Annotated in this window: 13 protein-coding genes; 7 read left to right on the forward strand and 6 right to left on the reverse strand. The window is 44.7% G+C overall.

Annotated features, from left to right (window positions below; translation table 11 throughout):
• Positions 1–16: 16 nt before the first annotated feature.
• From AWH66_RS07475 to AWH66_RS07485, 3 genes are all read right to left on the reverse strand, one after another.
• Complete coding sequence (locus tag AWH66_RS07475; protein ID WP_063605460.1) at positions 17–1,321, reverse strand: alpha/beta fold hydrolase; 1,305 nt, start codon at positions 1,319–1,321, stop codon at positions 17–19.
• 164 nt (positions 1,322–1,485) lie between these two features.
• Positions 1,486–1,950: a hypothetical protein gene (locus AWH66_RS07480; RefSeq protein WP_063605459.1), complete on the reverse strand. Its 465-nt coding sequence runs from the start codon at positions 1,948–1,950 to the stop codon at positions 1,486–1,488.
• Between the two features lie 123 nt (positions 1,951–2,073).
• Positions 2,074–2,613 carry a helix-turn-helix domain-containing protein gene (locus AWH66_RS07485; protein WP_063605458.1) on the reverse strand — a complete coding sequence of 180 codons (540 nt, stop codon included), beginning with the start codon at positions 2,611–2,613 and terminating at the stop codon, positions 2,074–2,076.
• Positions 2,614–2,711: 98 nt separating this feature from the next.
• Here AWH66_RS07485 and AWH66_RS07490 point away from each other — a divergent pair, with 98 nt between their 5' ends.
• On the forward strand, positions 2,712–3,866 hold the full coding sequence (locus tag AWH66_RS07490; protein ID WP_063605457.1) for a benzoate/H(+) symporter BenE family transporter: 1,155 nt from the start codon (positions 2,712–2,714) through the stop codon (positions 3,864–3,866).
• Positions 3,867–3,926: 60 nt separating this feature from the next.
• Here the strand turns inward: AWH66_RS07490 and glpK are convergent, their stop codons facing one another.
• Positions 3,927–5,420 carry a glycerol kinase GlpK gene (gene glpK, locus AWH66_RS07495; protein ID WP_063605456.1) on the reverse strand — a complete coding sequence of 498 codons (1,494 nt, stop codon included), beginning with the start codon at positions 5,418–5,420 and terminating at the stop codon, positions 3,927–3,929.
• Positions 5,421–5,697: 277 nt separating this feature from the next.
• Between glpK and glpD the strand changes: the two genes are divergently transcribed.
• Positions 5,698–7,227, forward strand: coding sequence for a glycerol-3-phosphate dehydrogenase (glpD, locus tag AWH66_RS07500; RefSeq protein WP_063605814.1), 1,530 nt, complete (start codon positions 5,698–5,700; stop codon positions 7,225–7,227).
• A gap of 66 nt (positions 7,228–7,293) precedes the next feature.
• On the opposite strand, the gene AWH66_RS07505 is transcribed toward glpD, so the two are convergent.
• Complete coding sequence (locus AWH66_RS07505; protein ID WP_063605812.1) at positions 7,294–8,181, reverse strand: DMT family transporter; 888 nt, start codon at positions 8,179–8,181, stop codon at positions 7,294–7,296.
• A gap of 213 nt (positions 8,182–8,394) precedes the next feature.
• On the opposite strand from AWH66_RS07505, the gene AWH66_RS07510 reads away from it, so the two are divergent.
• The 5 genes from AWH66_RS07510 to AWH66_RS07530 all read left to right on the forward strand — a co-directional run bounded on the left by AWH66_RS07510 (position 8,395) and on the right by AWH66_RS07530 (position 12,046).
• Positions 8,395–8,724, forward strand: a complete 330-nt coding sequence (locus tag AWH66_RS07510; RefSeq protein ID WP_063605455.1) for an STAS domain-containing protein — start codon at positions 8,395–8,397, stop codon at positions 8,722–8,724.
• A gap of 133 nt (positions 8,725–8,857) precedes the next feature.
• Positions 8,858–10,399 (forward strand): transcriptional regulator TyrR, encoded by a 1,542-nt coding sequence (gene tyrR / locus AWH66_RS07515; RefSeq protein ID WP_063605454.1) that lies wholly within the window; start codon positions 8,858–8,860, stop codon positions 10,397–10,399.
• A complete protein-coding gene (gene rimJ / locus AWH66_RS07520; RefSeq protein WP_063605453.1) occupies positions 10,399–10,977 on the forward strand; it encodes a ribosomal protein S5-alanine N-acetyltransferase in 579 nt (192 codons plus the stop codon). The genes tyrR and rimJ overlap by 1 nt, the downstream gene beginning before the upstream one ends.
• A complete protein-coding gene (locus tag AWH66_RS07525) occupies positions 10,977–11,564 on the forward strand; it encodes an HD domain-containing protein (protein ID WP_062460027.1) in 588 nt (195 codons plus the stop codon). The genes rimJ and AWH66_RS07525 overlap by 1 nt, the downstream gene beginning before the upstream one ends.
• An 8-nt stretch (positions 11,565–11,572) precedes the next feature.
• Entirely contained in the window at positions 11,573–12,046 is a 474-nt protein-coding gene (locus tag AWH66_RS07530) for a DUF2947 domain-containing protein (RefSeq protein WP_006072292.1), read from the forward strand.
• Positions 12,047–12,109: 63 nt separating this feature from the next.
• Here AWH66_RS07530 and AWH66_RS07535 read toward each other — a convergent pair whose 3' ends face one another.
• Positions 12,110–13,006, reverse strand: a complete 897-nt coding sequence (locus tag AWH66_RS07535; protein ID WP_063605452.1) for a homocysteine S-methyltransferase family protein — start codon at positions 13,004–13,006, stop codon at positions 12,110–12,112.
• Between the last annotated feature and the right edge of the window lie 31 nt (positions 13,007–13,037).

The raw sequence follows: 13,037 nt of genomic DNA on the forward strand, positions 1-13,037 counted from the left end.
GAGGCGAGCAAGAGGATTAAGCCTGTTGGCAATGATAAGTATGATTCCCCATGGTAATCAGGTTGCTAAGAATGCGCTCACCATCCGCACGCAGTCCATTGTGTTCGTATTCATTGGTAATCCAAGCTTTAGCATTAGGCATCAGAGCAAGGGTCTCGCGGCTGATATCCATTTCCACGAACATATCGTCGGCATAAACAGCGCAACTAACTGGAACTGAGTTATTGGCGAGTGTTTCGGCATCATACAGTTTGCCCCAATCTGATTTCTCTGCCAGTAGATCTGCGGCTTCTTTCAGGGGTTTTAGGCACTCGTATTGTTCAAACATCCAAGGGAAGACCATTTCTCCAGTAAAGTAGAATTCGCTTTCTTCGCCAGAGTAGTTGAACTCACTATGCTTTTGACGTACTCGATGCGCAGACCAATTAGAGCTAAAGCCTTGGCAATAAATGGATTCGTGCAGCAAGGCGTAGATAGGGTTAGTTTGAAAACTCTGTTGCATCAGCATTTCATTAAGGAACTCATAACGCATAATAGTCTCACCGTTGGCCTCAACCAGTGCGTTCTCTAGGTTGTAATAAGTCGGTAGGAAGGTATCACTCATACCAAAATTAATGCCAATCTGTTGAAATTGCTCTACTGTGAAGCGCTGACCATTCGGTAAGTAAACTTCATTGTTCATTAGGTGATTGGCAATGTTCTTACAAAGTGCTTGTGCATGAGGGAATTGACGAAAGAATGCCTGATTTTTCTCTCTGGTACGCTTAAATGTCGCATGATAAACGTCGTCTGGGTGACGCGCAATTGATGGTACACCGCCAGTGATAAATGAACGCGATAAGCTCTCTGGGAATAAAGAGAGGTAGGTTAATGAACAAAAACCACCAAAGCTTTGACCGAGAATTGCCCATTGCTTAACACCAAACTGTTTACGAATAGACTCTGCGTCACGAACAATATTGTCCGCTCTAAAATGGCTGAGGTAATCGGCTTGCTGCTGTGGTGTTTGAGTTGCCAAGGTTTGATGGCTGATTACGGTACTGTTTCCGGTGCCTCTTTGGTCTAGTAAAAGTACTTTGTAATCCTGTAAAGCACGTTTTAACCAACCATTATTGCCATTCGGACGGGGTGAAGGGAACCCAGGACCTCCCTGAAAGTAGACCAGCCACGGCTTGTCTGCAGTGTCATCGACAAGAGTTACTTCCCGTGCGAAGACATTGATATTGCCTTTATCTGGGTGCTGATAATCCAATGGAACGATAAAGTTGTGAGGGGTAAAACGTAAACCTGAGTCGATGAAAGAGGCGGTGTTGACTGTCATATTCGAACTTCCGTGATGAATAGGGAAACTGCTATTTCTGCAATGTCAGAAAATGAGGTATTCGCTGCGCGAAGAAACAGCAGTGAAGTAGCACCGACGTTAACGTTTTTGTAATGAAAACGCTAGTGAGAATCGAACAAATGCAAGGTATGAACCCACAGGTCTTAGTTTTCGGTACTTAAACATGGTGATCGTTTATTTTTCAATCTCAGGCCATCGCGAATATTTAATCCCATAAGCGTTAAGTTGATAAAGCCTGCGACAAACTCCATGCCTTGAATCCAATAAAAGGTGTGGTCAAATTGCCCCTTAGAGGCAAGGGTGTGAAGATAAATCGCACAAGGTAGCAGCACCAACATGCCATTAGCTGCAATAAATGGCATCCGTTTTTTCTTTGTTCCAAGTATTCCCTTACTTGCTTTTGGCGCGAGCTTTGAACCAGTTATGCCAGCGATTGCCATACAAGGGAGCAAAATCCATACGGAAAAGAAAATGACCGCTTTCACTTCAGTAACAGCTTGCTCACTTCCGAACAGCTCGACTAAAACGCTGCTGGTGAAGAATGACAGAATCAAAAGAAAAGCAATGATCGCTGCGGTTCGGTGAAGCAGAGAGATGGAAGTACGCATAATAAAACCCCATAGAGTTGAGCTGTTCGTTTTGAAGTTAGATTACACAACAATAGTTGCGTGTGCAACTATTGTTGTTGGTTTTATCTTGTGCGATTTATTGATTATAGCTTGGGTAGCTAATTACCTTGGATAGCAGATAATATTTTGAAACACTGCTCTCTTGGTTACGGCTTTATAACCGTGCGGCTGATCGCTGTAAAATCGTAAACTTTCACCCTGTGCGACGGCATGCCACTTATCTTCAAAAAAAACCTCGACATTGCCTTCCAAAACAATGATGTGCTCAATCACGCCTACGCTGTGAGGTGAAGACAGTTGGCAATGATGCTGAGCTAGCGTAATTTCAAACATTTCCATGTTGGTGTCGCTGGTATAGGGGAATAGGGTATTGACCAACATGTTTTCATCTTCTGGGAACGTCATTTCACTGTCCCGTAACACAGGGTCGTTTGCGAAGAACCCAGAAAAGGACGCCTCTAAACCACTAGATATCTTCCAGAGTGTCGAAATTGTAGGGCTTGATTCCTCCCTTTCTATCTGTCCCAGCATAGCTTTGGAGACGCCAGTAAGCTTAGCTGTTGCGTCTAAGCTCAATCCTTTGTGTTTTCTGATTTGCTTTAAGTGTGCCGCGATTTGCGATTTAAAAACGGTATCATTCATAGTGCTCTCTTATTGTGCGCTATAACGCACGGTGGTACTCTTAGATTTGTGCGTTATCACGCACAAGAATAACACTATTGATGAAATAAGGAACTAACATGAAAGGAATCTTTAGTTTGAGTCATGTCTCCGCGGGCTTTACTGCGGTATTAGTTGGCTATACCAGTTCTGTGGTCATCATCATTCAAGCGGCGACTCAATCCGGCGCAGACCCTGTTCAAATCGAGAGCTGGCTGTTGGTTCTAGGCATAATGATGGGGTTAACCTCAATAGGCCTTTCATGGTTTTACAAAATGCCTATCCTCACCGCGTGGTCGACACCTGGGGCAGCGATGTTAGTTGTGTCGGCAGGCGAGTATCAGTTAAGTGAGGCGATAGGTGCGTTTGTGGTTTCTGGTTTAATGATTACCGTGACAGGGCTGATTGGTCCCCTTAGTGAAACCTTAAAGCGAATTCCCTCATCACTAGGCACCGCTATGCTGGCAGCCATTCTGTTGCCTTTCTGTCTAAAAGGCTTTGAGCCACTTCAGACGTCGCCAATCCTGTTTATTGTCATGTTCCTCACGTATCTGTTGGCAAAGCATTTGGTTCCAAGGTATGCCATGCTGCTCCTTCTTTCGGTGGCATTAATTTGTGGCTGGTTCGTGACGCCGCATGACGCTGTCGAATTTCAATTAACGATGGCTAAGCCTGCTTGGATGCCAGTGACGTTTAATGTATCTGCATTACTCAATCTTGCGCTACCGCTTTATCTTATCACCATGATTTCTCAAAACTTGCCTGGTGTTGCGATGATGAAAAGTTATCACTATCAGACACCAGTGAAATCGTTGTTAATTACCACTGGTGTCGCAAATATGATTTTCGCTCCTTTCGGTGGTTTTAGCGCTAACTTGGCAGCGATTTCAGCGGCTATCTGCATGAACGACTCGGTGGATGCCGACAAGAATCAGCGCTACAAAGCAGTAATATGGGCCGGTTTGTTTTATCTCATTGCTGGGTTGTTCGCGACGTCTGTGGTTGCTCTTTTTATCGCGCTGCCAGCTGACATCACCAGTATGTTAGCCAGTTTTGCCTTGTTGGGAACGTTATTGATGTGTTTACACTCGGCATTTATGACGGAAGAGTACAGAGAGGCGGCATTATTGACCTTCTTGATTACCCTTTCGGGCGTTAGCTTCTTAGGCATTAGCTCAACCTTACTTGGCTTGGCAGTAGGGGGGATTTATAGCCGCTTTACGCGCCGCGCTTAATAATAAACCCGCACTCGTTTTTTTGAGTGCGGGTTTATTAGACTTATGAAAAACTATGCCTTAGTGTGATTTAGTTCGCTTGATCGCGTCTAACCAACCAGCGTACAACGCTTCTCTTTCATTTCGCTCTATTTGCGGACTAAAGGTACGCTCGATTTCTTTCTTGTCAGCAAGCTCTCCTTGGCTTTGCCAAAAACCAACCGCGAGACCGGCTAGCATTGCAGCACCTAAAGCGGTTGATTCTCTCACAACCGGACGAACGACTTTGCTGCCCATAATGTCGGATTGGAACTGCATCAGGAAATCGTTAGCAACGGCACCGCCGTCAACGCGGATTTGACTAAGCTTAATACCTGAATCCTCTTCCATCGCAAGTAAGACATCTCGACTTTGATAAGCGATGGACTCAAGAGCCGCGCGGATAATGTGGTTGCGGTTCGTGCCGCGTGTTAAACCTGTCAAAGTACCACGTGCGTGTGGGTCCCAATAAGGTGCACCTAGGCCAACAAACGCAGGGACGAGATATACGCCGTTGGAGTCATCGACTTTCTCTGCAAAGTATTGAGTATCTTGAGCATCTTGAATGAGTCCTAGCTCATCGCGCAGCCACTGAATCGTTGCACCACCCATGAACACACTACCTTCGAGCGCATAAGTGACCTCATTGCCAACTTTATATCCGATGGTAGTAAGCAAACCGTGTTTCGAAGCTATGGGCTTGTCGCCAGTGTTCATAAGTAAGAAACAGCCAGTGCCATAGGTGTTTTTGACCATGCCTTTCTTAAAGCACTGCTGACCAAATAGGGCGGCTTGTTGGTCTCCTGCGATACCACTGATAGGAATGTCTTCAGTCCCGCCACCAATATGGGCGTAACCATAGACTTCACTGCTCGATTTAACTTCAGGTAACATGGATTTTGGAATGTTGAAGATATCGAGTAGTTTCTCATCCCATTCAAGGGTATGGATATTGAACAGCATACTGCGTGATGCGTTACTTACGTCTGTTACGTGAGACTTACCGTGGGTCAGTTTCCAGATTAACCAAGTATCCACAGTGCCGAATAGTAATTCGCCTTTCTCTGCGCGTTCTCGTGCACCTTCAACATTGTCGAGAATCCATGCAATCTTAGAACCAGAAAAATAAGCATCAACCACTAAACCCGTCGTGTCACGAATGTAGTCTTCATGACCTTCGGCTTTTAACTTTTCACAAAAATCGGCGGTACGGCGGCACTGCCAGACTATGGCATTGTAGACAGGGTGACCCGTATCTTTTTCCCACACAATGGTGGTCTCACGTTGATTGGTGATACCAATCGCAGCGACTTCTTCGTTAGCAATGTCAGACTGAGCTAATACTTCAGTAAGGGAAGAGCGCTGTGTGGCCCAGATTTCCATCGGGTCATGTTCGACCCAACCGGGCTTAGGATAAATTTGAGTGAATTCGCGCTGAGCAGCACTGATCGTATTCGCGTCATGATCAAAAATAATAGCTCGGGAGCTAGTCGTTCCTTGATCTAGTGCGACGACGACTTTCTTCTTACTTTCCATATCTTTCTCGTTATTTCTTTATGCTTTTTCGCTGTCATCGCGAAATGTTCGTTTCCGCACACTGTAGTGTTCGAAATGTCAAATATACATGAAATTAATGTTAATGAACTTTCCGGCGTATTGCAAAGGTTGAGTTCTCATTCCTTGATTTATCTTGGCTTAATGAAACTTTCGTGAAAGGTGTAAAAAATACTCGATCTTTTCGTTTATGATGATTATATTGTATCTAAACGAACATAAACGCGCATTTGCGAATAAAGAGCTGGACGAGGAAACTATGAGTGTAACCAATAAAGTGTATGATTTAGTCGTAATAGGAGGCGGTATTAACGGCGTTGCAGTTGCAGCTGATGCAGCAGGACGTGGCTTGAAAGTCGCACTTTATGAAATGAACGATTTGGCTTCGGCTACGTCTTCGGCAAGTAGTAAACTTATTCATGGTGGATTACGTTATCTTGAGCATTATGAGTTTCGTTTAGTTTCGGAAGCTCTTGCAGAGCGTGAAGTATTGCTCAAAAATGCACCTCACCTTGTTTCTCCACTTCGTTTCCAGTTACCTCACCGACCTCATTTGCGTCCAGCATGGATGATAAGAACGGGATTGTTCCTATACGATAACTTGGGCAAGCGTGTTTCTTTACCTGGTAGTCATAGTGTGAAGTTCAAGGGCGAGCAAAGTCCGTTGTTACCAGAAATGAAAGTAGGTTTCGAGTATTCGGATTGTGCCGTTGATGATGCGCGTTTGGTTGTCACTAATGCCAAGTTAGCTGAAGAGAAAGGCGCGGATATTTTCACTCGCTCGAAATGTGTTAAAGCCGAACGCTCTGGTGAAGCATGGCGGGTGGATATCGAGAACACGCTGACAGGTGAAGTGAGCTCAATACAAACCAAAGCACTTGTAAATGCCGCCGGTCCTTGGGTTGACCGTTTCTTCGGCAGTCAATTGGCTATGCCATCACCACGAGGTATTCGTCTAGTTAAAGGAAGCCATATAGTGGTTCCTAAGATGTACGACGGCAATCATGCATTTATTCTGCAAAACGAAGACAAACGAATTGTGTTTGTGATTCCGTACATGGATAACTACTCGGTGGTAGGTACCACTGATGTTGAGTATCAAGGCGACCCAAGCAAAGTAAAAATTGACGACAACGAAATTGCTTACTTGTGCGATATCGTCAACCAACACTTTACGACTAAGATTTCACCTGAAGATGTGATTTCCGATTGGTCCGGTGTACGTCCTCTATGTGATGATGAGTCCGATGACCCGCAGGCAGTAACACGTGATTATACGATCGAGCTTGATGATCAGATGGACGATGCTCCGTTGCTATCTATTTTTGGGGGCAAGCTGACAACGTATCGCAAACTTGGTCAGGCAGCGGTGGATAAACTTGCTCCATTCTTCCCTCATATGGGGCAGGCTTGGACTCGTGAAGCAATTCTACCTGGCGGTAATTTCTCTAATCGTGATCATCTGGAGCAGCAGCTCGCGTCTCAGTACTCATGGTTAGACTGTGGCATTATCAAGCGATGGGTCAGAGCATACGGTACACGTATTAGTCAGTTCCTTGAAGATAAAACCAGGGTTGATGAGTTGGGGACGGATTTTGGACACGGTCTGTATCAAGTAGAGGTGGATTACTTAGTACAGCAAGAATGGGCTGTATCAGTAGACGATGTCCTTTGGAGGCGAAGCAAGCTTGGTTTAGAGTTTGAGGCGGAACAAGTCGAACAACTTAGCAATTATCTAGACGCATCACTTGCAAAAAAGAATGGTGTGAATCTTAAACGTGTTAGCTAGTCCTTTATAAGGTTCACCTTTGCTCGCTTTATACGAACAGCGCCCTTAAGTCAGGGCGCTGTTTTATTATGGGTTCAGTCGTTTGGCTTTTCGAATGGATACCATCGAACTTAGCCGATAAAAAACCAATGAAGCAAGTAACAATAAACAGCCGAATACTTTGTTAATGGGCATCGGCTCGGAATAAATAAGTACACTTAGAATTAACGTCCACACCGGTTCGAGCAGCATCAATAGTGCCGCGTTCGTCGGGTTAGCTAGCTTTTGACCCGTTGTTTGCATTAAGTACCGCAAGCTGGTTGCGAGTAAAACGCTCAGTGCAAACCACTTCCAAGTAATCAACGAAATATGTTCAGGCCAAGTTTCGACACTGAGTGAAAGAACAATACCTATACAGCCAGTTGAAAATAGCTGCAAGGTTGTCAGCAGCATAGGTGACAACTGTGCGGAATACTTGCTATTGAAGTTAAAGTGGAGCGCCAAACCAACAGCGGACGCTAAAAACCAAAGCTGACTAGGGTCGGTTTGCCAGCTTCCTTTCCAGGACAACAGAAACAAGCCTGCGGCCGCAATCGGAAGTGACAGCCAAAAAGCACGTATTGGTTTCGTTTTAAATAGTACCCAGGCGACTATCGGGACAAACAGCATCGATAGGCTCATGATGAATGCGCCTTCACCTAAGGTGTCACTGATAGAGATCGCATGAATCCAGCAAAAGATAGCGCTTCCTAAGAAACAACCCACACTCATTGCTCGAAGACAGTCTCCTAACGAGGCTGCTTTGAGTGCTCGCATACAGAATGGAAATAAAATTAACGATGCAAAGATAAACCGCAAACCAATAAAGCCGAAAGGCGGAAGGCCTTGAATGGCTTCTTTTGAAAACACCCATCCGGCCCCAGCAAGCAGTGTGGTAAATACCAGAATAAATTCAGCGCGATATTTGACGTGCATAAAAGTGGACTCTTTTTTTTGCTCATTCTGCGCTATTTTTGCCGGATAGACCATAGTAGAACCGAGCGGAATTATTGATATATCTGATAAATAGAATTACCGATTTGATGTTGATTGCCTTCACTTTTAGCGTGTGCAGTAATATTTGGGATTAGTTTGTAGATGCTACTATATTCATATCTAGAGTAAGTTATATCCGAAAAGGAGAAAGTGATGTCGTTCATTGCCTATAGTAATGATACTCACACTGTTATCGAAGTAGACGCGCCGCACTTTGATGCCAAAACTGTCCCCAGTTTTCGACAATGTATCGATGGCTTGGATGATTCATTGAATCGATGCATGTTATTAGATTTAACCAATGTGACATTTATGGACAGTAGTGCGTTAGGGGCGTTGATGGCGCTGCGCAAAACTCATCAATGTCACACCATTTGCCTCATCACTGAGAGTGTACCTGTTCTCCAATTGTTAAAAGTTACCAAAGTAGATCAGTTAGTTACCGTCTATCCCGACCTTGAACAAGCGATAACTGCGAACTAGTTACCACTTTGCTTGCATAACGTACAAAAATAAGTCAAATCGTAGCGCCAACATACTGTTTTTGTTGACGCGAAACCGCTTGTCATACACACTTACTGTCAACATTTCGTGACACTTTCTATAGGAAGACAAAGTGCGTTTAGAGGTTTTTTGCGAAGATAGATTGGGGCTCACGCGCGAGCTATTGGACATTCTTGCGTCCAATAGTATTGATTTGCGTGGCATTGAAATTGATATATCTGGGATTATCTACTTGAACTGTCCAGATATTGATTTCGAGACGTTTAGGGACTTAATGGCCGAAATTCGCCGAATTTCCGGGGTGAAAGACGTTCGAAAGATCCAGTTTATGCCAAGCGAACGACACAATACAGAACTCGTGTCACTGCTCACTAATCTGCCTTATCCGGTATTGTCAATTGACCTTAAGGGGGCGATTGATATGGCTAACCATGCAGCTTTGAAATTACTTGCGAAAAGTGAAGAAGAAGCCATTGGTCAGTTAATCTCTCATCTATTACCAAGCTTTAACTTCACTAAATGGATTGAAGGCGAGATCTCCCGACAGAAACAAGCCATTGTTATTGATGGTTTAGATTACACTATGGAAATTCTACCGGTTTACATTACTGGCGAATCGAATGAAACGTTACTAGCCAGTGCGGTTATGAGTATCCACCCAACTACGACTTCAAGTGCGCCCGAGGTACTTGCAGACAGTAATTCTCTTGGGTTTGAGCACTTTGTCGGCGTATCTAACCGCCACAAGGCTCTGATGAGTCAAGCGAAAAAGCTGGCTATGTTAGACCAGCCGCTACTGATTGAAGGCGAAACCGGTACTGGTAAAGAAATGCTAGCGAAAGCTTGCCATAACCGTTCAAACCGAGCTTCTAATCCCTTTTTAGTACTAAGCTGCGCATCTATGCCTGATGATGTTGCAGAAACGGAACTGTTTGGTCATGCTCCTGGGTCGTTTAATCATGAACATGGTCACAAAGGAATTTTCGAGCAAGCTAATGGCGGCACTGTACTATTGGATGAAATCGGTGAAATGAGCCCTCACTTGCAAATCAAACTGTTACGTTTCTTACAAGATGGTACTTTTAGACGCGTAGGGGAAGAGCACGAAGTACACGTTGATGTACGTATCATTGCATCGACTCGCTACAATCTAGCGGATCTTGCTGAGCAAGGAGCATTCCGAGAAGATCTTTATTACCGATTAAATGTGCTGACGCTTACTATTCCACCCTTACGCGAGAGAGCAAGTGATATCTCACCGTTATTAGATTTGTTTGTCGCAAAACATAGCAATAAGCTAGGCATAGCCAAGCCTGATATTGATGAGGAACTCGTGAAGTCACTCTGCAACTATCCGTGGCCAGGCAATATCCGTCAGCTAGACAATATGGTGTTGCGTGCGTTGACGCAGGTAACGGGGTCAACACTGGAGCTGGAAGACTTTAATTTGCCTAAGTTGGAAAGTGTGAACTCCGGCTCTGTTAATCTAAACATCGATGGTTCTCTCGATGACATCATGAAGGACTATGAGTCACGTGTACTTGAAAAACTCTATCAGTCCTTCCCGTCAAGTCGTAAGTTAGCCAAGCGTCTTAATGTGTCACATACCTCCATTGCCAATAAGTTGCGTGATTACAATATCAGGAAGAATTAATGGAAGATCTTAGCTCGGCGGTGCAGTTGCATCGTCGCGAAGGGAATGTGCTAGTGAGAACGGCTAAGCCCTCTGATGCTTACACAATTGCTCAGTATTTTCGAGAGAACAAAACCTTTCTCAAACCGTGGGAACCAAAACGAGATGCCGACTTTTATAAAGTCGACTCGTGGGCAGCCAAATTGGTGAAATTGGAAGAATTGCATCGTTTAGGGCTAGCGTATTACTGCTTAATTTTCGATGCGGAAACGAACCAGATGCAGGGGACGATCTCGTTTAGCAGTTTGATACGTTTTCCATTTCACTCATGCAATCTCGGTTACTCTTTGGCAGAAAATGCACAAGGGCATGGCTATATGCGCCGTGCGTTGAAGTTAGCGATACCGTATATGTTTGATGTGCAAAACATGCATCGTATTGCTGCATCATATATGCCTAGAAATGTTCGCAGTGAAGCGGTATTAAACGCGATGGGCTTCACTCGGGAAGGTTTTGCTAAAGACTATCTTTTAATCGATGATAAATGGGAAGATCACGTGTTAACGTCGTTGATTAACCCTAATTGGAAGCCATCCTAATGACTAGACTTGAACAGCAACTCAACTTATTGATGGAACTTGATAAGTTAAAAGCCGTTTTGCGCCGAACTCGAGTTCGATGTGCGGATGGTCGTTTCGAAAATAGTGCCGAGCACAGTTGGCACGTCGCAATGATGGCGTTGCTGTTGCAAGAGCATGCTAACGAACCTGTTGATATTGCAAAGGTCGTTAAAATGCTTTTGTTACACGACATGGTTGAAATCGATGCTGGCGATACTTTTGTTTACGACACCGCCGCATATGAAACGCAACAGCAAACTGAACTTGAAGCCGCCAAGCGTTTGTTTGGTATGTTGCCTGATGACCAAGGAGAGGCTTTATTTTCGGTTTGGCGCGAGTTTGAGGCAGCAGAATCGGCAGAGGCCAGATTTGCTAAGGCGTTGGATCGACTTATCCCGATGTTATTGAACTACCATAATGATGGTCAAAGCTGGATCGAAAACAATGTTAGCAAACAACAAGTGATGCAAGTGAACCAACGTATAGAAAAAGGTTCACAAGTGCTTTGGGATAAAGCAAAATTGCTGATAGAAGAAGCCACAGAAAATGGCTGGTTAAGAAATTAGGAGACTGAATGTCTTACACAACTTTGGATGAATACCAAAGAAAATGGATTTTTACTCATCAATCAATGCCTGTTCCTGAGCAAGATTGGCCACAGATTAAACCCATGACTCAAGCGCGTGCAGCGCAGTTTTGGAAAGAAAATATCAGCGCCCAAAGCCCAGATGCAGAACGTCTAAGCTCACAAGATTGGCCAATGAAAGATAGCAATTGGCAAGATGATGTTGATTGGATGGCTGCGTGGGAAGCAGATGAGAACGAGCTTCCTGAAGCCGTGAACCAGTTTATCGATTGGCAAGACGACGTCACAGTGTATTTCTGTTATGAGAAATACAACGTGATTGAAACTAAATGGTCGGTGTTTAAAAAGTATTGGAAGAACTTCCTGTTTTACGATGATGGCCCTATCTTACTTGGTCGCCGTCGCTCGGAAGCGCTTTGGTTTTCGACTCAGGGAACCGTGCGATTAGGCCATCGCAAGTAGAGTGACTAAAAAGCCAGACAATTCATCGTCTGGCTTTTTCATATCTGTTTTATTGACTTGACGTTACTTTACGCTTGCTTTCCATTTAGCCAACACCTCAATGTGCTCTGGTCCAATACCACAACAACCGCCAATGACATTCGCCCCGTGCTGCTGCCATTTCTTGGCGAACTGTAAATACTCTTGTGGGCAGACGTCTCGTAACTCTTGTACTGCATCATTTGCTTTATGCCCAGACTGAATTGGCGTAAAGCTATTGGCGAATGCCCCTAAGCAGATTGAAGAATGGTGACTTTCTAACACCTTTGCCGTTGCTGCTAAAGCTGCTTCAATAACTTCTGGAATAGAGCAGTTGAATAAGATGCCATCTGGGTTGTGTTTTAGCAGAGACTGCACCGCATCGACTACTGTTTCACCTGAGCGCAGCTTACCCAGCTGGCTAACATCATCTAACAAGGTGTACGCGTAATATTTAGGCTTTGTCGACTCAGCGAGTACCTGAGATACCACCTGTGCTTCTTCAATACTGGAGAGTGTTTCGACCAACCAAATATCGACATACGCATCCTGAGCCTGCATTAAGTCTTGCCAAACCTGTGCTCCTTGCTCTGCCATGAACAAGTCTGGACGGTAAGAGCCAAATGCCGGGGGCAGAGAGCCTGCAATAGTGACTGCACGGTTACTGTGTGATACCGCATTTTTCGCCAGCTTTGCTGCCAAACTCGCGAGCTCGGTTCCTCGCTCTTGATAGAGAAGATCACCCAAATGGAAAGGTACACAGGCATAGCTGTTGGTCGTGATGATATCTGCACCCGCATCAATAAACTGCTGATGAGCCTTTTCTACAAAATGCGGCGCTTCTATTAAGGCTTGTGCGCTCCAGTAGGGTTGAGAAAACGGTGCGCCCATGCGCTTGAGCTCTCTTCCCATACCGCCATCTAGAATGATGAGTGGATTCATTGTCTGGTTTCCTACAGCTAAACCGTTATGG

The sequence above is a fragment of the Vibrio barjaei genome, assembly GCF_001639065.2.
GTDB lineage: Bacteria > Pseudomonadota > Gammaproteobacteria > Enterobacterales > Vibrionaceae > Vibrio > Vibrio barjaei.